The organism is Stenotrophomonas sp. YJH_SMC_40, from assembly GCF_059368615.1.
Window position 1 is genome coordinate 1 of the sequence record NZ_JCAFRX010000006.1, and the last position, 19,081, is coordinate 19,081.

15 protein-coding genes are annotated in these 19,081 nt (G+C 68.2%); 10 read left to right on the plus strand and 5 right to left on the minus strand.

What is annotated here, in order from left to right:
- Positions 1 to 432: 432 nt before the first annotated feature.
- Positions 433 to 1,644 (minus strand): tyrosine--tRNA ligase, encoded by a 1,212-nt coding sequence (gene tyrS / locus AC5P6X_RS12540; RefSeq protein WP_005407778.1) that lies wholly within the window; start codon positions 1,642 to 1,644, stop codon positions 433 to 435.
- Between the two features lie 167 nt (positions 1,645 to 1,811).
- On the opposite strand from tyrS, the gene AC5P6X_RS12545 reads away from it, so the two are divergent.
- Together AC5P6X_RS12545 and AC5P6X_RS12550 are read left to right on the plus strand one after the other, a co-directional pair.
- Positions 1,812 to 3,284, plus strand: a complete 1,473-nt coding sequence (locus AC5P6X_RS12545) for a M23 family metallopeptidase (protein ID WP_005407777.1) — start codon at positions 1,812 to 1,814, stop codon at positions 3,282 to 3,284.
- Between the two features lie 65 nt (positions 3,285 to 3,349).
- Positions 3,350 to 4,477 (plus strand): anhydro-N-acetylmuramic acid kinase, encoded by a 1,128-nt coding sequence (locus AC5P6X_RS12550; RefSeq protein WP_080353076.1) that lies wholly within the window; start codon positions 3,350 to 3,352, stop codon positions 4,475 to 4,477.
- Between the two features lie 79 nt (positions 4,478 to 4,556).
- Here the strand turns inward: AC5P6X_RS12550 and AC5P6X_RS12555 are convergent, their stop codons facing one another.
- From AC5P6X_RS12555 to AC5P6X_RS12565, 3 genes are all read right to left on the minus strand, one after another.
- Entirely contained in the window at positions 4,557 to 4,787 is a 231-nt protein-coding gene (locus tag AC5P6X_RS12555) for a hypothetical protein (RefSeq protein WP_005407775.1), read from the minus strand.
- A 77-nt stretch (positions 4,788 to 4,864) separates the two neighbouring features.
- On the minus strand, positions 4,865 to 6,238 hold the full coding sequence (locus AC5P6X_RS12560) for a muropeptide MFS transporter (RefSeq protein WP_049449546.1): 1,374 nt from the start codon (positions 6,236 to 6,238) through the stop codon (positions 4,865 to 4,867).
- Positions 6,235 to 7,035, minus strand: coding sequence for an exodeoxyribonuclease III (locus tag AC5P6X_RS12565; protein WP_024956358.1), 801 nt, complete (start codon positions 7,033 to 7,035; stop codon positions 6,235 to 6,237). Before AC5P6X_RS12565 ends, AC5P6X_RS12560 begins: the two co-directional genes overlap by 4 nt.
- A 162-nt stretch (positions 7,036 to 7,197) precedes the next feature.
- Here AC5P6X_RS12565 and pyrE point away from each other — a divergent pair, with 162 nt between their 5' ends.
- The 8 genes from pyrE (at position 7,198) to AC5P6X_RS12605 (ending at position 16,637) form a co-directional block, all read left to right on the plus strand.
- Positions 7,198 to 7,857 (plus strand): orotate phosphoribosyltransferase, encoded by a 660-nt coding sequence (gene pyrE, locus AC5P6X_RS12570; RefSeq protein ID WP_005407772.1) that lies wholly within the window; start codon positions 7,198 to 7,200, stop codon positions 7,855 to 7,857.
- A 19-nt stretch (positions 7,858 to 7,876) separates the two neighbouring features.
- Entirely contained in the window at positions 7,877 to 8,542 is a 666-nt protein-coding gene (locus AC5P6X_RS12575; RefSeq protein WP_329757317.1) for a hypothetical protein, read from the plus strand.
- Positions 8,543 to 8,716: 174 nt separating this feature from the next.
- The gene (locus AC5P6X_RS12580; protein WP_005407770.1) at positions 8,717 to 8,809 is read left to right on the plus strand and encodes a potassium-transporting ATPase subunit F; all 93 of its coding nucleotides are present in this window, start codon (positions 8,717 to 8,719) and stop codon (positions 8,807 to 8,809) included.
- Positions 8,810 to 8,821: 12 nt separating this feature from the next.
- A complete protein-coding gene (gene kdpA, locus AC5P6X_RS12585; protein WP_033835003.1) occupies positions 8,822 to 10,531 on the plus strand; it encodes a potassium-transporting ATPase subunit KdpA in 1,710 nt (569 codons plus the stop codon).
- 10 nt (positions 10,532 to 10,541) lie between these two features.
- Positions 10,542 to 12,599 (plus strand): potassium-transporting ATPase subunit KdpB, encoded by a 2,058-nt coding sequence (kdpB, locus tag AC5P6X_RS12590; protein ID WP_049449545.1) that lies wholly within the window; start codon positions 10,542 to 10,544, stop codon positions 12,597 to 12,599.
- The gene (gene kdpC, locus AC5P6X_RS12595; protein ID WP_088436382.1) at positions 12,596 to 13,246 is read left to right on the plus strand and encodes a potassium-transporting ATPase subunit KdpC; all 651 of its coding nucleotides are present in this window, start codon (positions 12,596 to 12,598) and stop codon (positions 13,244 to 13,246) included. The genes kdpB and kdpC overlap by 4 nt, the downstream gene beginning before the upstream one ends.
- Positions 13,247 to 13,282: 36 nt before the next feature.
- On the plus strand, positions 13,283 to 15,943 hold the full coding sequence (locus AC5P6X_RS12600) for an ATP-binding protein (RefSeq protein WP_012478919.1): 2,661 nt from the start codon (positions 13,283 to 13,285) through the stop codon (positions 15,941 to 15,943).
- Positions 15,924 to 16,637: a response regulator transcription factor gene (locus AC5P6X_RS12605; protein ID WP_005412001.1), complete on the plus strand. Its 714-nt coding sequence runs from the start codon at positions 15,924 to 15,926 to the stop codon at positions 16,635 to 16,637. Before AC5P6X_RS12600 ends, AC5P6X_RS12605 begins: the two co-directional genes overlap by 20 nt.
- A 96-nt stretch (positions 16,638 to 16,733) precedes the next feature.
- On the opposite strand, the gene AC5P6X_RS12610 is transcribed toward AC5P6X_RS12605, so the two are convergent.
- Positions 16,734 to 19,076 carry a phosphomannomutase/phosphoglucomutase gene (locus AC5P6X_RS12610; RefSeq protein ID WP_329756643.1) on the minus strand — a complete coding sequence of 781 codons (2,343 nt, stop codon included), beginning with the start codon at positions 19,074 to 19,076 and terminating at the stop codon, positions 16,734 to 16,736.
- Positions 19,077 to 19,081 lie beyond the last annotated feature (5 nt).

The following is a 19,081-nucleotide window of genomic DNA, read 5'->3' on the forward strand; positions in this document are numbered from 1 at the left end:
TTGATCAAACGTCTGCAAGATGGACAATCATCCTTCCTGCAGGCGCCTTCACAAGATACCTGCGCATACTTTCAAAGATCCGGGGAAGTGGCCTCAGCGCCGTTCCCGTGTGCTGCGAAGTTTCCTTCGTAGCGAGCCGCCCATTATGCCAGACTTTTTCAGTCCGTCAACACCTTCGTTCGATCATCTCGTTCGGCGGTGGTGGGCGCCCTGTTGTCGCTGAAGCCCCTTGGTGGCGACCCCTGCGACGGGGGAGGAGAAGTATGTCCCCATTCGCATCATTTGTGAAGGGGGTGTGGCGATTTTTTTCACCGGATGTTGCATCCGTTCATCCGGCGCGCTGCGGTAGGTTCCCGCGAAGAGCAGCCAAGCGTGGGCTTGGCTCTACAAGAGCATAAGGAAGGGCCGGCTAGCGCCGGCCCTTTCTTTGTCTCAGGCAGCAACCAGGCGCACGCGGGCAAACGTACGCTTGCCGACCTGCAACAGGCCTTCGAAGCCCGGCTGCAGCACCTGCTGGCCATCTTCCACTACTTCGCCGTCCACCTTCACCGCGCGCTCCTTGAGCTTGCGGTTGGCTTCGGAGTTGCTCGGGGTCAGGCCGGCCGCGGTCAGCAGCGCAGCGATACGCAGGCCTTCGACCGGGATCGCCACGTCCTGCAGCGGCAGCTGGGTGATGTCGCCCTGCCCGGTCACCGCCGCTTCCCAGCCGGCGATCGCCTGCTCGGCCGCTGCGGCGTCGTGGAAGCGGGTCGCCAGTTCACGCGCCAGGCGCAGCTTGACCACGCGCGGGTTCAGGCCGCCATTGGCCACCTGCTCGCGCAGCTGCACGGCTTCGGCCTGGCTGATGTCGAAGGACAGCAGCTCGATCCAGCGCCACATCAGGGTGTCGTCCACCTTCATGGTCTTGGTGACGATGTCGATGGCCGGTTCGCTGATGCCAATGTAGTTGCCCAGCGACTTGGACATCTTGTTGACGCCGTCCAGGCCCTCCAGCAGCGGCATGGTCAGCACCACCTGCGGCTTCTGGCCGTGGTGCTCCTGCAGGCCACGGCCCATCAGCAGGTTGAACTTCTGGTCTGTACCACCCAGCTCCACGTCGGCCTCCAGGGCCACCGAGTCGTAGCCCTGCACCAGCGGGTACAGGAACTCATGGATGGCGATGGACTGCTGGGCGGCGTAGCGCTTGGCGAAGTCGTCGCGCTCGAGCATGCGTGCCACGGTGTGCTGGCCGGCCAGGCGGATCATGTCGGCCGCGCCCATCTTGCCGAACCACTCCGAGTTGAAGCGGACTTCGGTACGGCTGCGGTCCAGCACCTTGAACACCTGCTCCTCATAGGTACGGGCGTTGGCCAGCACGTCCTCGCGGCTGAGCGGCTTGCGGGTGAGGCTCTTGCCGGACGGGTCGCCGATCATGCCGGTGAAGTCGCCGATCAGGAAAATGACCTGGTGGCCGAGGTCCTGGAACTGGCGCATCTTGTTCAGCAGCACCGTGTGGCCCAGGTGCAGGTCGGGCGCGGTGGGGTCGAAGCCGGCCTTGATCCGCAGCGGGCGGCCCTCCTGCAGGCGCGCACGCAGATCCTCGAGCTTGAGGATCTCGTCGGCACCACGGCCGATCTGGGCAAGGGCTTCTTCAATCGAGGACACGTGACTACTCCCGGCAACGCCGATTCTTGTGTGGGGTGTTAAAGCAAAGTTAACCCGATTGGCTTCACAAAAGCCAATGGGCACAAGGGTTTGACGCGGTTTTCTCAGGTGTCTATGGTAACCGGCGATCAGGCCCCCGCTCCCGGGCCACCAGGAAAAAACCGCCGATGCACAATTCCGAACAAGGGCGCGCACGCAAGCAGCGCTTCCAGGAACGCCTCCACGTCCTGCACGACAACGCCCTGCATCGGAAGCTCAGGCAACATCTTCCCGCCGCCTTCAACGAGCGCTGGACCCGGCGCCATTGGATGCATGCCAGCCTGTTCGCGACCATCGGCGCCCTGGTGGCGACGATCGTGCCGGGCTTCTCGCACACCATCGACGCCCCCTTTGCCGACAGCCATACCAGCCTGGCACTGCCGTTGCCGCCGCTGGCCATGGCCCGCCAGCAGCAGGTGCCCGGTGACAGCTGGCAGGTGCTGCGCGTGGAACGCGGCCAGACCCTGAGCGATCTGTTCGACAAGGCCGGTATCCCGGCGACCACCCTGCACCGGGTACTGGACCACCCGGGGGCGCGCGAGGCGCTGACCAAGCTTCGCCCGGGCGCCGAGATCGCCTTCGACATGCCCCTGTCCGGCGACCTGCGCAGCATCCGCTTCGACCGCGATGCCGACAACCGGGTGGAGCTGAGCCTGGCCGGTGACGACATCAAGGAGAAGGTGACCAAGCGCGAGACCTCCACGCGCACGGTGGTCACCAGTGGCGAGATCACCAGCTCGCTGTATGCCGCGGCCCGCCGCGCCGGGCTGTCGCCGTCGGCGATCGCGACGATGACCGACGACATCTTCAAGTACGACATCGACTTCTCGAAGGACCTGCAGCCGGGCGACCGCTTCAGCGTGGTGATGGATGAAACCTGGCGCGAAGGCGAGAAGGTGGACACCAGCAAGATTCTGGCGGCGACTTTCACCACCGGTGGCAAGACCTATTCCGGCTTCCGCTTCGACCGCAACGGCAAGTCCGAGTACTACGACATCAACGGCCGTTCGCTGAAGAAGAGCTTCATCCGCATGCCGATCCCGTTCGCGCGGCTGAGCTCGACCTTCGGTGCGCGCAAGCACCCCGTGCTGGGCAAGATGCGCATGCACAAGGGCGTGGACTACGCCGCGCGCACCGGCACCCCGATCATGGCCGCCGGCGACGCCCGCGTGCAGTTCGCCGGCGTGCAGCGCGGTTACGGCAACGTGGTGATCCTCGACCACGGCCGTGGCCACACCACCCTGTATGGGCACATGTCGCGCTTTGCGAACATCAAGACCGGCCAGCGGGTGGCCCAGGGCACGGTGATCGGTTATGTCGGCTCGACCGGCCTGGCCACCGGCCCGCACCTGCACTACGAATTCCGCGTCAACGGCGAGCACCGCAACCCGCTGACCGTGACCATGCCGCCGCCGGAGCCGCTGAAGGGCGCCGAGCTGGTCGCCTTCCGCGCGCAGACCGCGCCGGCGATGGCCCGCATCCAGGGCATGGAGAAGCTGATCTACGCCGATGCCAGCCCGGCACCGACCAGCCGCGACGAGGCCGCCCCCGAGGTGGCCAGCGCCAAGGACAAGAGCAGCACCGGCCGCAAGCGCGGCTGAGCCCCTGCGTTGACGAAGAAGGACGCGGCAGCACAAGCTTGCCGCGTCCTTTTTTTATGCCCGCCATGAACACGACTGCCGACACTGACGCCCCCCTGTACCTTGGCCTGATGTCGGGCACCAGTGCCGACGGCATCGATGCCGCGCTGGTGCAGTTTCCTGCCGGCGGAGGCTGCCGCTTCGTGCACGGCCTGACCGCCCGCTGGGAGCCGGTGCTGCGTGCACGGCTGGTGGCGCTGGGCGAAGGTGGTCCACTGGATTCGCTGGAGGAGCTGGGCGAGCTGGACGCCCGGATCGCGATCAGCTTCGCCGAGGCCGCCAACCAGCTGCTGGCCGAGGCTGGCGTGGACCGCAGCCAGGTGCGTGCGATCGGCTCGCATGGGCAGACCGTGCGTCACCGGCCGCTGGCCGACCCCGCCTTCACCGTGCAGCTGGGCGACGGCAACCGCATCGCAGAGTTGACCGGGATCACCACGGTCTCCGACTTCCGCCGCCGCGACGTGGCGGCCGGGGGCCATGGTGCGCCACTGATGCCGGCCTTCCACCTGGCCATGCTGGGCACGACCGACGAAGACCGCGCCGTGCTCAATCTGGGCGGTATCGCCAACCTGACCCTGATTCCGCGCGAAGGGGCGGTACGTGGCTTCGATACCGGCCCGGCCAATGCGCTGATGGATGCCTGGTGCCAGCGCCACACCGGCCGCACCTTTGATGCCGACGGCGCGTACGCCGCCAGCGGCGCGGTGGACGAGGGCCTGCTGGCGGGCTGGCGCTCGGACCCGTGGTTCGCGCTGCCGCCGCCGAAGAGCACCGGCCGTGAGCAGTTCCACCTGGCCTGGGCCGAGGCGCACATGGCCGAGGGCCAGTACGCGGCGGCCGACGTGCAGGCGACCCTGCTGGAGCTGACTGTGGCAACGGTGGCCGACGCGCTGCTGGCGCAGCAGCCGCAGACCCGCCGCCTGCTGGTCTGTGGCGGCGGGGTACGCAACCGGCAGCTGATGAAGCGCCTGGCGGCGCGGCTGCCGGACGTGCAGGTGGAATCCAGCGCCGTGCACGGGCTGGACCCGGAGTACGTGGAGGCAATGGGCTTCGCATGGCTGGCGCAGCGGACGATGGACGGGCTGGCCGGCAACCTGCCAAGCGTGACCGGAGCTAAGGGCCCGCGGATCCTGGGTGCGATCCACCTGGCGTGAGGTGGCGCCGTCCACGCGTGGCGTGGATCTACCGGGCAGCCGGACGTGGGCTCGTCTCTACAGCATTGCGGCGCGGCCGCTAATCGAAGCCCTGCCCTGCGGGCAAGGCCTGCAGGGCGGCAATGGCATCGGACAGGGCATCCACTTCCGGATCGCCGAAGCCGGAGCGGACTTCCAGTTCACTGCTGAACAGGCCCTGCTCCAGCAAGGCGGCACAGGTCTGTTCGTGGGTCCAGCCGCGGGCGACCGCGACGCGTTTGATACGTTCCAGCAGCAGCGGGTCCAGGTCCCGCAGCACAACGTCGGCCATGCTCACTTCCCCGTTCGCAAGGCACCGCCCCCTCGGCGCGTCGGGGCGATGATCCCGCAGACCGGGCGGGCAGGGAATCAGGTCGAGCCGGCGGCCTGGCGACGGCGCTGCTGCAGGATCAGCAGGGCGCAAAGGATCACTACCGGGATCGCCACCAGCGCGGTACCGACGAAGAACAGCGCGTAGCCTTCCAGCAACGTCCGGCCCTGTGCGAGCGTCTGTACCGACCACCCCGAGAGCCCCTTGAGTGCCTTGCCGGGCATCGCGTAGAACGAACTCAGCAGTGCGTACTGGGTTGCGGTGTACCCGATGCTGGTCAGGCTCGACATGTAGGCGATCAGCGCCGTACCGGCGAAGCCGCTGGCGAAGTTGTCGATTGCCATGGCCACGGCGAAATGGGTTGTGTCCGGGCCGGAATAGGCCAGCCAGGCAAACGCCAGGTTGGAGGCCGGCCCCAGCACGGCGCCTACCATCAGCGCCGCCAGCACCCCCCAGCGGACCGAGACCAGGCCCGCTGCGGCAATACCGACGAAGGTCGCGACCAGCCCGACCGAGCCACGCACCGCGCCCACGGTGTCCTCGTCCAGGCCGAGATCGACGTAGAACGGGTTGGCCATCGGTCCCATGACGAAGTCGGCCATGCGATAGACGCTGATGGCCACCAGGATCAGGATCGCGCCGCTGCGATGCTCGCGGACGAAGGCGATGAACGGTCCCGCTACGGCGTCGAACAATCCGCGCGGTGTCCACAGCGAGGTCGCCTGTGCCTGCACGGCAGCCACTTCCCGCGCGGGTTCGCGGGCCATGACCACGGCCACCACGCCAAGCGCCATCAGCACGGCCATGATCTCGTAGGAAACCTGCCAGCCGACACGGGCCGCGATGATCAGGATCAGCGCATCGGTGACCAGCAACGCAGTGCGGTAGCCCAGTGCCGAGGATGAGGTCAGCAGTCCAAGCTGCTCGCTGTTGTCAGCACTTTCAATGCGCCAGGCATCGATGACGATGTCCTGGGTGGCCGAAGCAAACGCCACGATCACGGCCATCACGCCGAACACGACGATGTGCTGCCAGGCGATACCCAGGAGCTGGATCTGGCCCCCCTTGGGCTGGACCAGCGCCATGCCGACCAGGCCCACCACCACAACCAGCTGCGACAGCAGCATCCAGCCACGGCGGCGGCCAAAGCGGCCGAACAGAGGCACGTCGGTCTTGTCGACGATCGGTGCCCACAGGAACTTCATGGTGTAGGCCAGCCCGACCCATGACAGGAAGCCGATCGTACTCAGCTCGATGCCTTCCTTGCGCATCCAGAAGCCGAGCGTGTTGCCCACCAGGTAGATCGGCAGGCCGGAACTGAAGCCGAGCAGCAGCATCGCCAGCACCTTGCGCTGGCTCAGGTTGGACAACACCTGCTGCCACGGTCGGCGCGGCTTGGCAGCCTCGGTCACAGGTCGTAGTCCACGGTGAACGGGGCGTGGTCGGAGAAGCGCTCGTCGCGGTAGATCGAGCAGCTTCGCAGGCGGTCACGCAGGCCCGGGGTGATGAACTGGTAGTCGATGCGCCAACCGACATTGTTGGCACGGGCGGCGCCGCGGTTGCTCCACCAGGTGTAGTCCTCTCCGGTGGGGTTGAGCAGGCGGTAGGCATCGGCCCAGCCGCGACCGGCGGCGACATCGGTGGCCTGGCCGTGGTCGGCGCAGAGGGCGTTGAGCCAGTCGCGTTCCTCCGGCAGGCAGCCGGAATTCTTCTGGTTGGACTTCCAGTTCTTGATGTCCAGCGCCGAACGCACGATGTTCCAGTCGCCGCACAGCACGTAGTCGCGGCCGCTGCGCGCCCACTCCTCCAGGATCGGCCGCAGCCATTCCATCACTTCGAACTTGAAGCCCTGGCGCAGGTCGCCCGAGCTGCCGGACGGGATATAGAAGGAGACCACGCTGAGGTTGCCGTAGCGTGCCTCGATGTAGCGGCCTTCGTCGTCGAACGGGGCCCAGCCCAGCGACGTGATGACCTGGTCCGGCTCGCGCTTGCTGTAGATCGCCACACCGCTGTAGCCCTTCTTGGTAATGGCGTCGCGGTAGAAGCAGTGGTGGCCGTCCGGGCGGAACATCGGGTCGCTCAGCTGGTCTTCCTGGGCCTTGGTTTCCTGGATGCACAGGACATCGGCATCCTGGGCACGGAACCAGTCGAGGAAGCCCTTGGTCGCGGCGGAACGGATGCCATTGGCGTTGAAACTGATGATGCGCATGCGGAAGACCTACGGCGGGAAACCGGGCAAGCATACCGGTTGACTGCAGGGCTGCGCAGTCCGCCGGGTGGGCCCGCCAGCGCCTTCACACGGGGCCGGACGAGCGCGAAACGCCCAGCTGGATTAGGATTTGTGCTCCAAATGAAGATGAATCGAGTTTTGATGAGCGACCACCGCCACCGTTTCCTGCAGTTGGCCCTGACCGCCGACGCCCTTCGCTTCGGCCAGTTCACCCTCAAGTCCGGCCGGCTGAGCCCCTATTTCTTCAACGCCGGGCGCTTCGACTCCGGCTCGCTGCTGTCCCAGCTCGGCGCGTGCTATGCCGATGCCATCGATGCCAGCGGGATCAAGTACGACGTGGTGTTCGGCCCGGCCTACAAGGGCATCCCGCTGGCCACCGCGATGGCCTGTGAGCTGGCCCAGCGTGGCCGCGACCTGCCGCTGTCGTTCAACCGCAAGGAAGCCAAGGACCATGGCGAGGGTGGCCAGCTGATCGGCGCCGACATGCAGGGCAAGCGCGTGCTGATCGTCGACGACGTGATCACCGCGGGTACCGCGATCCGCGAAGCGCTGGGCATCATCCGCGCCGCCGGTGGCACCCCGGCCGGCATCGTGGTGGCGCTGGACCGCCAGGAGATCGCTTCGGAGACCGACCGCCGTTCTGCCGCGCAGTCGGTGGCCGAAGAAGCCGGTATCCCGGTGATCGCCGTGGCATCGCTGGCCGATCTGCTTGATTTCGCCTCCGGCAACCCGGAACTTGTGGGTTACCGGCAGCCGCTGGAAGCCTACCGGGCCCAGTACGGCGTTCGTTCGATCCGCTGACCGACCCAGGGGAAAGGTCATGTCCCGAGTTCCTGCTGTCCTCTTCGCCGGCCTGCTGCTGGTCGTGCCGTTCACCGTACCGGCGCAGTCGCGCGACAGCGGCAAGGCGGAAAAGAAGCTGTACTGCTGGAACGAGGGCAAGGAGCGGATCTGCAGTGATTCGCTGCCGGCCGACGCGGTCAACCATGCCCGCGAGGAATTCAATGCGAGCACGGGCCTGCGCAATGCGCAGGTCCAGCGCGCGTTGACCGACGAGGAGCGTGCCGCTGCCAGCACCGCTGCGCAGCAGCAACAGCTGGACCTGATGGCCGAGCAGACCCGCCAGCGCACCGAGCAGGCCATGTTGTCCACCTACGGCAGCGAGGCCGACCTGCGCCGGGTGTTTGCCGAGCGCCAGGAAGTGCTGGACAACAACCTGAAGACAGCCGAGTACAACGTCACCAGCCTGCGTGAGTCGCTGGTGGCGCTGCTGTCGGCGGCGGGAGACCGCGAGCTGGCCGGCGCCAAGGTGGCCGACAAGCAGGCCGAGGCGATCCGCAAGCGGCATGCGCAGCTGCAGGTGCAGCAGCGCCTGCAGGCCGGGCTGGTGCAGCAGCAGCAGGCGTTGAAGGCCGAGATCGACAGCACCCTGCAGCGCTATCGCGAGCTGAAGGGGCTGGTGCCGGCGGACGCTCCGGCGGGCTGACGGCGCTGCCTCCGCCGGGCATGGCCCGGCGCTACCCCGGGCCTGGTTACGGGTTGGCCCACGGAATTTATGCACTCTTTACGCGTCGGCCCGGTCCGGCGCGTAGTGCGTTTATGGGGGGTAGGACGACGATGGCGGCCTGAGGTGGAGGGGTTCCACCAGGACGCTATTGCAATGTCCCCCTGGCTGTCGTTGTTGTGTGGCGTGCTGGTGCTGGTTGCCGCCGCCTATCTCCTTTATGTCGTGCTGCGGCCCGAGTCGTTCTGAGCGGAGCCGGCCATGACTGAGATGCTTGTGATTATTGCCGCCAGCCTGCTGCTGGCGTGGCCGCTGGGCCTGTACCTGGCGCGCGTGATGCGCGGCACGCCGATGAAGGTCGACGTGCTGTTCCACTGGATCGAGAAGCCGCTGTACAAGGTGCTTGGCGTCGATCCATCGCGCGCCATGTCCTGGCGCGGCTATGTGCTGGCCTTCGTGCTGAGCAACGTGGTGGTCGCGGTGCTGACCCAGGCGGTGTTCATGACCCAGGCCTGGTTGCCGTTGAACCCGGACCAGATCCCGAACATGCGCTGGGACACCGCGCTGCACACGATGATCTCGTTCCTGACCAACACCAACCAGCAGCACTATTCGGGCCAGGCGCAGCTGTCCTACTTCTCGCAGATGACCGGCATCACCGGCCTGCAGGTGGTGACGCCGATGATGGGCCTGGCGCTGGCGGTGGCGACGCTGCGCGCGTTGTTCTCGCGTGCGCCGCAGGCTGCGGCGACCACCGGGGCCGGCGATGACCGCCAGGTGGCGGTGGGCAACTACTACGTGGACGTGGTGCGCCTGTGCGTGCGCTTCCTGCTGCCGCTGTGCCTGGTGTGGACGCTGGTGCTGACCAGCCAGGGCGTGCCGTCGACGATGGCCGGTGGCCCACAGGCCACGCCGATCGATGCCAGCGCCGGCATGGCCGAACAGAAGCTGCCGTTGGGCCCGGTAGCGGCAATGGTCGCGGCCAAGCAGCTGGGCGCCAACGGTGGCGGCTGGTACGGCCCGAACAGCAGTTTCCCGCTGGAGAACCCGACCCCGCTGTCGAACGCGCTGGAGATCGTCGGCATCCTGCTTGTGCCGATGGCGGTGATCTTCATGATCGGTGCGTTCACCGGCCGGCGCCGCTTCGGCGCGCTGGTGTTCAGCTGCATGCTGGGCATGTCGCTGCTGTCCACCGGCGCGATGATGTGGAGCGAAGGGCATAGCGCCAGCGCCGCCACCCCGCTGCTGATGGAAGGCAAGGAAGTGCGCTTCGGCGCCGACGGCACTGCGCTGTGGGCGGCGGTGACCACCCAGGTCTCCAACGGCTCGGTCAACGGCATGCACGATTCGCTGGCGCCGCTCAGTGGCGGCATCGCGATGGTCAACATGCTGGTCAGCGCGATCTGGGGCGGCATCGGCTGCGGCCTGCAGCAGTTCATCGTGTACCTCCTGCTGGGCGTGTTCCTGGCCGGTTTGATGACCGGGCGTACGCCGGAACTGTTCGGCCGCAAGCTGGAGACGCCACAGGTACGCCTGCTGGCCCTGCTGGTGCTGCTGCAGCCGATCACCCTGCTGGTGTTCACCGCGATCACCCTGGCCGTACCCGGCCTGGCGGGCACCTCCAATCCCGGCTTCCATGGCATCAGCCAGGTGTTCTACGAGTACGTCTCGGCCTATGCCAACAACGGTTCGGGCTTCGAAGGGCTGGGTGACGCGACGCTGTGGTGGAACCTGAGCTGCTCGCTGGTGCTGCTGCTGGGCCGCTTCCCGCTGCTGATCATCCCGCTGGTGGTGGCCGCACAGCTGGCTGCCAAGCGCCAGGCGCCGGAGTCTGCCGGCAGCCTGCAGATCGAAACGCCGACCTTCGCCCTGACCCTGGTCTCGGTGATCGTCATCCTGACCGTGCTGCAGTTCATGCCGGCGCTGGTACTCGGCCCGATCGCCGACCACCTGAGCCTGGGACTGCACTGAGGACACCGCAATGAGTACCCACGCAAGTTCAACCCGTAGTTCCCTTGCACCGCGCCCTGCCCTGCTGGATGGCGCAGGCCTGCGCCGCGCACTGGTCGAGGCAGTGCGCAAGCTGTCGCCGATGCATCTGGTGCGCAGCCCGGTGATGGCGGTGGTGATGGCCGGCACGATCGTGGCCGCGATCGTCACTCTGACCGGCAATGCGCCGCTGGGCTTTGGCCTGGCGGTGACCGCGATCCTGCTGGTGACCGTGCTGTTCGGCAATTTCGCCGAAGCCGTGGCCGAAGCACGTGGCCGTGGCCAGGCCGCATCGCTGCGCCGCGCCCGCCAGGACCTGGTGGCGCGCCGCCTGGCCGCACCGCAGCCGGATGCCGCGGAAACCCAGCTGCCAGCCGCCGAGCTGCGCCCGGGCGACCATGTGATCGTCAGTGCGGGTGAGCTGGTACCGGCCGATGGCGAGATCGTGCAGGGCCTGGCCACCATCAACGAAGCAGCGGTGACCGGCGAATCGGCACCGGTGCTGCGCGAGGCCGGTACCGACCGTTCCGGTGTGATCGGCGGGACCAAAGTGCTGTCCGACCAGATCATCGTGCGGGTGACCGCCGAGCCGGGCCACAGCTTCCTGGACCGGATGATCGCGCTGGTGGAAGGCGCCAACCGGCAGAAGACGCCGAACGAGATCGCACTGACCCTGCTGCTGGCGGCGATGACGCTGACCTTCCTGGTGGTGGTGGCGACGCTGCCGGCCATTGGCGCAGCGGTAGGCGTGCAGGTTGACCCGCTGCTGCTGATCGCGCTTCTGGTCTGCCTGATCCCGACCACCATCGGCGGCCTGCTGCCGGCCATCGGCATCGCCGGCATGAACCGCGCGTTGGCCGCCAACGTGCTGGCCAAGTCGGGCAAGGCGGTGGAAGTCGCGGGAGACGTGGACGTGCTGCTGCTGGACAAGACCGGCACCATCACCTACGGCGACCGCCAGGCCAGCCACTTCCATCCGCTGGCCGGCATCGACGCCAGCCAGCTGCGCGAGGCGGCACTGCTGTCCTCGCTGGCCGACCCGACCCCGGAAGGCAAGTCGATCGTGCGCCTGGCGCGCGAACAGGGCTGCGCCACCGCCGAGCCGGACCATGCCGACTACCTGGCCTTCAGTGCGCAGACCCGCATGTCCGGCGTCGATCTGGAACATGGGCGGCAGATCCGTAAGGGTGCCGCCGATGCGATCCGTGCCCACGTGCAGGCACTGGGTGGCAGTGTGCCGGCTGAACTGGCCGGGCGTGTCGAGCAGGTCGCACGCAACGGTGCCACCCCTCTGGTGGTGGCCGAGGGCCGCCACGTGCTGGGCGTGATCGAACTGTCGGACGTGGTCAAGCACGGCATGCGCGAGAAGTTCGCGCAGCTGCGGGCGATGGGCATCCGCACGGTGATGATCACCGGCGACAATCCGCTGACCGCCGCTGCGATCGCTGCCGAAGCCGGTGTCGACGACTACATCGCCGAGGCGCGACCGGAAGACAAGCTGGCGCGCATCCGCCAGGAGCAGGCCGGTGGCCGTCTGGTGGCGATGGTCGGTGACGGTACCAACGACGCCCCGGCACTGGCCCAGGCCGACATCGGCCTGGCGATGAACTCCGGTACGCAGGCGGCGAAAGAGGCCGGCAACATGGTCGACCTCGATTCGGACCCGGCCAAGCTGCTGGCGGTGGTGGAGGTGGGCAAGCAGCAGCTGATCACCCGCGGCGCGCTGACCACCTTCTCGCTGGCCAACGACGTCTCCAAGTACTTCGCGATCCTGCCGGCGCTGTTCGCCGCGGCCGTTCCGACCATGGCCGCCTTGAACGTGATGCAGCTGTCGAGCCCGCGCAATGCGGTGCTGGCGGCGCTGATCTTCAACGCCCTGGTGATTCCCGCCCTGATCCCGCTCGCCCTGCGTGGCGTGCGCTTCCGCCCGGCCACCGCAACGGCGCTGCTGCGCCGGAACATGCTGGTGTACGGCCTCGGCGGCGTGCTGCTGCCGTTCGCAGCGATCAAGGCGATCGACCTCCTTCTTGTCCTGGTATTCGGCGCATGAACCGTTCTGCTTCCACCTCCACTTCCCTGTCCCGCGAACCGAAGGCCGAGGCCCGGGTGGCCAGCCTGCAGGACGGCGCCAGCTGGCGCCCGGCGATCGGCCTGGGCCTGGCCACCCTGCTGCTGGCCGGTGCGGTCTACGCGGGTATCGCCACCGGTTTCGCCGGCCTGGCCTACCCGACCCAGGCCGAGGGCAGCCTGCTGCGCGATGGCAGCGGCCAAGTGCGCGGCTCGGCGTGGCTGTCGCAGCCGTTCGCCGGTGACGGCTACTTCCAGGCACGTCCGTCGGCGGCCAACTACGACCCGATGGCGGCAGCCGGTTCCAACATGGCGCGCAGCAACCCGGCGCTGGCCGAGCGTGTTGCCGCCAGCACCGCGGCGGTGGCCGCACGCGAAGGCGTCGCCCCGGCGCAGGTGCCGGCGGACCTGGTCACCCAGTCCGCCGGCGGCCTGGATCCGCAGCTGTCGCCGGCGGCGGCGCAGCTGCAGGTAGCCCGCGTGGCGCGTGCCCGTGGCCTGCCGGTGGAACGCGTGCAGGCACTGGTGCAGGCGCACACCGAAGGTCGCCAGTGGGGCCTGTTCGGCCAGCCGCGGGTGAACGTGGTGACGCTGAACTTCGCGCTGGACCACGCGGCCAAGGCGCCGTGATGCCGGCCGGCACCGGCTGCGCGCACAATGGCACCCATGACTGATGCGCGTACCCGCCAGGCCGATGCCCTGGTCGAAGGCCTGCAACGCGAAGCCGGCGGCAAGCTGACCGTGTTCCTCGGCGCGGCGCCGGGCGTGGGCAAGACCTACGCCATGCTGACCCGCGCGCAGGAACAGCTGCGTCGCGGCGTCGACCTGGTGGTCGGGCTGGTGGAAACCCATGGCCGTGCCGATACCCAGGCGCTGCTGGAGGGGCTGCCACAGCTGCCGCTGAAGGACGTGGCCTACCACGGCCATGCCCTGCAGGAGATGGACCTGGATGCCGTGCTCGCACGGCATCCGGCGCTGGTGCTGGTGGACGAACTGGCCCATCGCAATGCACCCGGCAGCCGCCACGAGCGGCGCTGGCAGGATGTGATGGAGCTGCTGGACGCCGGCATCGACGTCTGGACCACGGTCAACATCCAGCATCTGGAAAGCCTCAATGACGTGGTGATGCGCATCACCGGCGTACGCGTGAGCGAGACCGTGCCGGATGGCGTGCTCGACCGCCTGCATGACATCGTGCTGGTCGACCTGCCGCCGCGCGAGCTGATCGCGCGCCTGCAGCAGGGCAAGGTCTATGTGCCCGAACAGGCCGCGCAGGCGCTGCAGGCGTTCTTCTCGCCGGCCAACCTCACCGCACTGCGCGAGCTGGCCATGCAGGAGGCCGCCGACCGCGTCGACAGCAGCCTGCGTGAAGCGCGCGCCGCGCGCGGCGAGAGCAACCTGCCACTGCGTCGTGGCGTGCTGGTGGCCATTGATGGCGGCGGTCAGAGCGAGTACCTGGTGCGGGTGGCGCGGCGCATCGCCGAACGCCGCGATGCGCCGTGGACGGTGGTGACCGTGCAGGGCCGACGCCAGGACGAGGCGACCCGGCGCGAGATCGATGCGGCCTTCGCATTGGCACGGCGCCTCGGCGGCGACGCCGAACTGCTGCATGGATCGAGCATCGCCGATGCCCTGCTCGACCATGCCGCGCACAACGGCGTGTCGACCCTGGTGCTCGGCCGGACCCGCGAACGTCCACTGGCGCGGATGTTCAACCGCACCCTGACCCAGCAGCTGATCCAGCGCGGCGCGCATTACGAGATCACCATCATCAGCACCCCGCAGGCACGTGCGCGTTCGCGCCGCGAGGGCCTGCTGCCGCCGATGCGCGGCATCAGCTACGAACCGGTGCAGGCGCTGATCGCCACCGCGCTGGCCTGCGCGGTGGCATGGCTGGCCGAACGCTGGGTCGGCATGGCCGACCTGTCGATGGTGTTCATCGTGGCGGTGGTGCTGGTGGCCGCACGCACGCGCGCCAGCGTGGCGGTGATGGCGGCGATCCTGTGCTTCCTCGCCTACAACTTCCTGTTCATCGCGCCGCGCTTCACCTTCGCCATCGGCGCGCGCCAGGGCGTGATCACCGTGTTCCTGTTCCTGGCCGCCGCGCTGGTGGCCGGACGCCTGGCCTCGCGCCTGCGCATGCAGGTGATCGCGCTGCGTGCGGCGAATCGACATGCGCGTGCGCGCCAGCAGCTGGGACGGCAGCTGGCCAGCGCGGCCGGCAACGGCGAGGTGGCGCAGGCGGGTCGGCATGCACTGGAACAGGCCATGGACGTTCCAGCGTGGCTACGGATCGGCGCCGATACCGCAACCGGTGGCCGCAGCCAGCCGGGCGATACCGACTTGGCCGCCGCCGATTGGGCACTGCGCCACGGCCAGCCGAGCGGGCGCTTCACCGACACCCTGGCCGGTGCGCAATGGTGGTTCCTGCCGCTGCTGGATGGCGAAGACCGCGCCATCGGCGTGGCGGGCCTTTACCTGCCCGGCGCACAGGCGCGCCTGCTGCCCGAGCAGCGGCAGCTGGCCGAGGCGATGGTCGACGACATCGCCCAGGCCGCGCTGCGCACGCGGCTGGTGGCCGAACTGGAGCAGGCCCACGTCAGCAACGAGACCGAGCGGCTGCGCTCGGCCCTGCTCTCTTCGGTGTCACACGACCTGCGCTCGCCGCTGGCGGCGATGATCGGTTCGGCCGACAGCCTGGCCAGCTACGGTGCGGCGATGGATACGGCTGATCGCCGTGCCCTGCTGGACACCATCCTGGTCGAAGGCGAGCGGCTGGACCGCTACATCCAGAACCTGCTGGACATGACCCGGCTCGGCCACGAAGGGTTGAAGATCAACCGCGACTGGATCGGCGTGGACGAGCTGATCGGCTCGGCGGCGCGACGCCTGCAGCGCTACCAGCCCAAGGTGCGGCTGGAGCTGGATATTCCGGCCACGCTCGCGCCGATCTGGGTACACCCGGCGCTGGTTGAACAGGCGGTGTTCAACGTGATGGAAAACGCGGCCAAGTTCTCGCCACCCGATGCCGCCGTGCAGGTGCAGGCGCGCGAACTGGACGGACAGCTGCGCATCGATGTGATCGATGCCGGCCCCGGCATTCCCGATGACGAGCGCGCGCGCATCTTCGACATGTTCTACAGCGTCGAGCGCGGCGACCGTGGCCGCCACGGCACCGGCCTGGGCCTGACCATCTGCCAGGGCATGGTCGGTGCGCATGGCGGCAGCGTGCAGGCGCTGCCCGGACGCGACGGTCGCGGTACCCTGATCCGCATCACCCTGCCCCTGCTCAAGCCAGCCTCCCACGATGAGCCCGACTCCGATTGACGCCAGCGCGCCGGCCCCGCGCGTGCTGGTGATCGATGATGAAACCCAGATCCGCCGGTTCCTGGACATCAGCCTGCGCGCGCAGGGCTACCAGGTGCGGCAGGCGGCCACCGGCCAGGAAGGCCTGCAGCTGGCGGCCAGCGAGGACATGGACCTGGTGATCCTGGACATCGGCCTGCCGGACATGGAAGGCCATGAGGTGCTGGAGCAACTGCGGCAGTGGAGCCAGGTGCCGGTGATCATGCTGACCGTGCGTGCGGGTGAAGCCGAGAAGGTGCGCGCACTGGATACCGGCGCCAATGACTACGTGACCAAGCCGTTCGGCACCCAGGAGCTGATGGCGCGGGTGCGGGCGCTGCTGCGCACACGCAGCGTGCCCAGCGACGGCACGCCACCGGTGTTCGACGATGGCCATCTGCATGTGGATCTCGTACGCCGCGAAGTGGCACTGGATGGCGAGCCGGTGGCGCTGACCCGCAAGGAGTACGCGCTGCTGTCGCTGCTGCTGCGCAATGCCGGGCGGGTGGTGACCCAGCCGCAGATCCTGCAGGAAATCTGGGGCCCGACCCACCAGCACGACACCCATTACCTGCGCATCCTGGTCGGCAAGCTGCGGCACAAGCTGGGCGATTCAGCGCTGGATTCACGCTACCTGTTCACCGAGCCGGGCGTGGGCTTGCGTTTCAAGGGGTAGTGCCGGCCGCTGGCCGGCAACTGCAGGGTGTGTGAGGTTGATGGGCTTGCCGGCCAGCGGCCGGCACTACCCATTCTGCTGCAGCTTCCAAAGGGGTCAGAACCCCAGCGGGGTGTCGCCCAGCACCGGCTGCAGCTGGCTGCGGAACAACGCCTGGATGCGTTCCAGTGCCGCCTCGTCGTTGCCCTCGAAGCGCAGCACCAGCACCGGCGTGGTATTGGAAGCACGCACCAGCCCCCAGCCATCGGGGAAGTCCACGCGCAGGCCGTCGATGGTCGACAGGCGGCCGCCCACATAGGGGTTGTCCGGCGACTGTGCCGCCGCCACCAGCATCGCCACCAGCGCATGCGGCGTGCCTTCGGCCACCGGTACCTTCAGTTCCGGCGTGGCCACCATCTCCGGCAGCTCGGCCAGCACCTCGTCCGGGGCTTCCTCGCGCTGCGCCAGGATCTCCAGCAGTCGCGCGGCGGCATACAGGCCATCGTCGAAACCGAACCAGCGCTCCTTGAAGAAGAAGTGGCCGCTCATCTCGCCGGCCAGCTCGGCATCGGTCTCGCGCATCTTCGCCTTCATCAGCGAGTGCCCGGTCTTCCACATCAACGGGCTGCCACCATTGCGCAGCACGTGATCGGACAGCTTGCCGGTGCACTTCACGTCGTAGATCACCATCGCGCCGGGGTTGCGCATCAGCACGTCGGCGGCGAACAGCATCAGCAGGCGGTCGGCATAGATGATCCTGCCTTCGCCGGTGACCACGCCCAACCGGTCTCCGTCGCCATCGAAGGCGACGCCGAGGTCGGCGCCGAAGCGCTTGACCGTCTGCACCAGGTCTTCCAGGTTGGCCGGCTCGCTCGGGTCGGGATGATGGTTGGGGAAGGTACCGTCGACATCGCAGTACAGCGGGATGACTTCGGCGCCGATGGCTTCCAGCAGCTGTGGTGCAAGCGCACCGGCGACGCCGTTGCCGGCATCGGCCACGACCTTCAACGGGCGGTCCAGCTGCACGTCGTCGGCGATGCGCTGGATGTAGTCGGCACTGACATCGCGCTGCTGGTAATCGCCCGGCTCGGCCGCCTGCGCCAGGCGCCCCTCGACGATGCGCTGGTAGAGATCGGTGATGGCATCGCCTGACAGCGTCTCGCCGCCGATGACCACCTTGAAGCCGTTGTACTCGGGCGGGTTATGACTGCCGGTGACCGCCACGCAGGTGCCGGTACGCAGGTGGAAGGCGGCGTAATAGACGACCGGCGTCGGTGCCAGGCCGATGTCGATCACCGCGCAACCGGTGCGACGCAGGCCCTCGGCCAATCCCGCAGCCAGTTCCGGGCCGGACAGGCGGCCATCACGGCCGATCACCACCTCGCGCCGGCCCTGTTCCAGCGCCACGGTACCGATGGCCTGGCCGATCAGCGCGGCGGTCTTCGGCGTCAGTTCGCTGCCGACCACGCCACGGATGTCGTAGGCGCGGAAGATGCCGGCGGCCAGTTCCCCGGCAGGGACCGGTGGTGGCGGCGGCGCAGTGTCCACGGCGCTGGCGGCGGCCACCGGTGGCGGCGCCATCTGCAGGCTCTCGCTCAGGGTCGGGCCATGATCCGCTTCCGCCACGGCCGCACGGCGCGGCAAAGGCAGCGACTTCGGCAGCCGGCCGCGACCCACCACCAGCAGCACGGCGATGAACGCCAGCAGCAGCGCGACGATGGCACTGGCCAGCGAACCCAGGCCCAGTGGACCCGCTTCGACATTCGGTACGGCGGCCACCAGCCGCAACGGCGTGCCCGGAACCGGGCGCGCCAGCGCTTCGGCGCTCTCGGCCAGGCCGGCGTCGCCCTGGGCAACGAGGTCATGCGTGCCTTGGCGCAGGCCGAGGAAACCGGTGGACGGGGCGCTCACCTGGTCCAGCGGCGAGGTCAGCCGCAGCAATGGCTGGCGCACGTATAGCACTGCCGAGCCAAGGCTGCCCAGCTGCACCGGAGCCGCCAGACCCAGGCGATTGCCGCCTGCATCGCGCACCACGCGCAGGCCAGGCTTGCCCTCGGCCAGCGCTTGTTCCAGCAGGGCCAGGCGTGCGTAGCCGAAGGTGGCCGGGTCGGCATAGGCCGTGGCCAGATCGGCGGTCAGCACGTCAGCCTGCTCCACGCCGGTCCAGCTCTCGCGCACGGCCAGCGCCGCTGCCGCGGCGTCGCCGGCCTGCAGTGCCTGCTGCACGCGTTCGTTCTTCAACTGCTGCTGCAGCTGCTTCAGCTGGCCGGCTGCCGCCTCCTGCAAGCCCTGCACGGCCTGGTCACGCGCTTCTTCCAGCGCCTGGCCATTGGCCTCCTGCCGCCATTGCTGCACCGCGCTCCATCCGAACCAGCCGGCCAGCAGGACCAGCAGCACCCCCAGTAGTGGCGCACTGCGTCCCAACGACCGTTCCCGCTGCCCTTCCCCGATGCCGCTCATCGATG

Coding starts and splice junctions, on each gene's coding strand:
- AC5P6X_RS12610 (WP_329756643.1), bottom strand. CDS start 19,076: ATGAGCGGCATCGGGGAAGGGCAGCGGGAACGGTCGTTGGGACGCAGT.
- kdpC (WP_088436382.1), top strand. CDS start 12,596: ATGAACCGTTCTGCTTCCACCTCCACTTCCCTGTCCCGCGAACCGAAG.
- kdpA (WP_033835003.1), top strand. CDS start 8,822: ATGACTGAGATGCTTGTGATTATTGCCGCCAGCCTGCTGCTGGCGTGG.
- AC5P6X_RS12600 (WP_012478919.1), top strand. CDS start 13,283: ATGACTGATGCGCGTACCCGCCAGGCCGATGCCCTGGTCGAAGGCCTG.
- AC5P6X_RS12545 (WP_005407777.1), top strand. CDS start 1,812: ATGCACAATTCCGAACAAGGGCGCGCACGCAAGCAGCGCTTCCAGGAA.
- kdpB (WP_049449545.1), top strand. CDS start 10,542: ATGAGTACCCACGCAAGTTCAACCCGTAGTTCCCTTGCACCGCGCCCT.
- AC5P6X_RS12565 (WP_024956358.1), bottom strand. CDS start 7,035: ATGCGCATCATCAGTTTCAACGCCAATGGCATCCGTTCCGCCGCGACC.
- AC5P6X_RS12605 (WP_005412001.1), top strand. CDS start 15,924: ATGAGCCCGACTCCGATTGACGCCAGCGCGCCGGCCCCGCGCGTGCTG.
- AC5P6X_RS12580 (WP_005407770.1), top strand. CDS start 8,717: ATGTCCCCCTGGCTGTCGTTGTTGTGTGGCGTGCTGGTGCTGGTTGCC.
- AC5P6X_RS12575 (WP_329757317.1), top strand. CDS start 7,877: ATGTCCCGAGTTCCTGCTGTCCTCTTCGCCGGCCTGCTGCTGGTCGTG.
- pyrE (WP_005407772.1), top strand. CDS start 7,198: ATGAGCGACCACCGCCACCGTTTCCTGCAGTTGGCCCTGACCGCCGAC.
- AC5P6X_RS12550 (WP_080353076.1), top strand. CDS start 3,350: ATGAACACGACTGCCGACACTGACGCCCCCCTGTACCTTGGCCTGATG.
- AC5P6X_RS12555 (WP_005407775.1), bottom strand. CDS start 4,787: ATGGCCGACGTTGTGCTGCGGGACCTGGACCCGCTGCTGCTGGAACGT.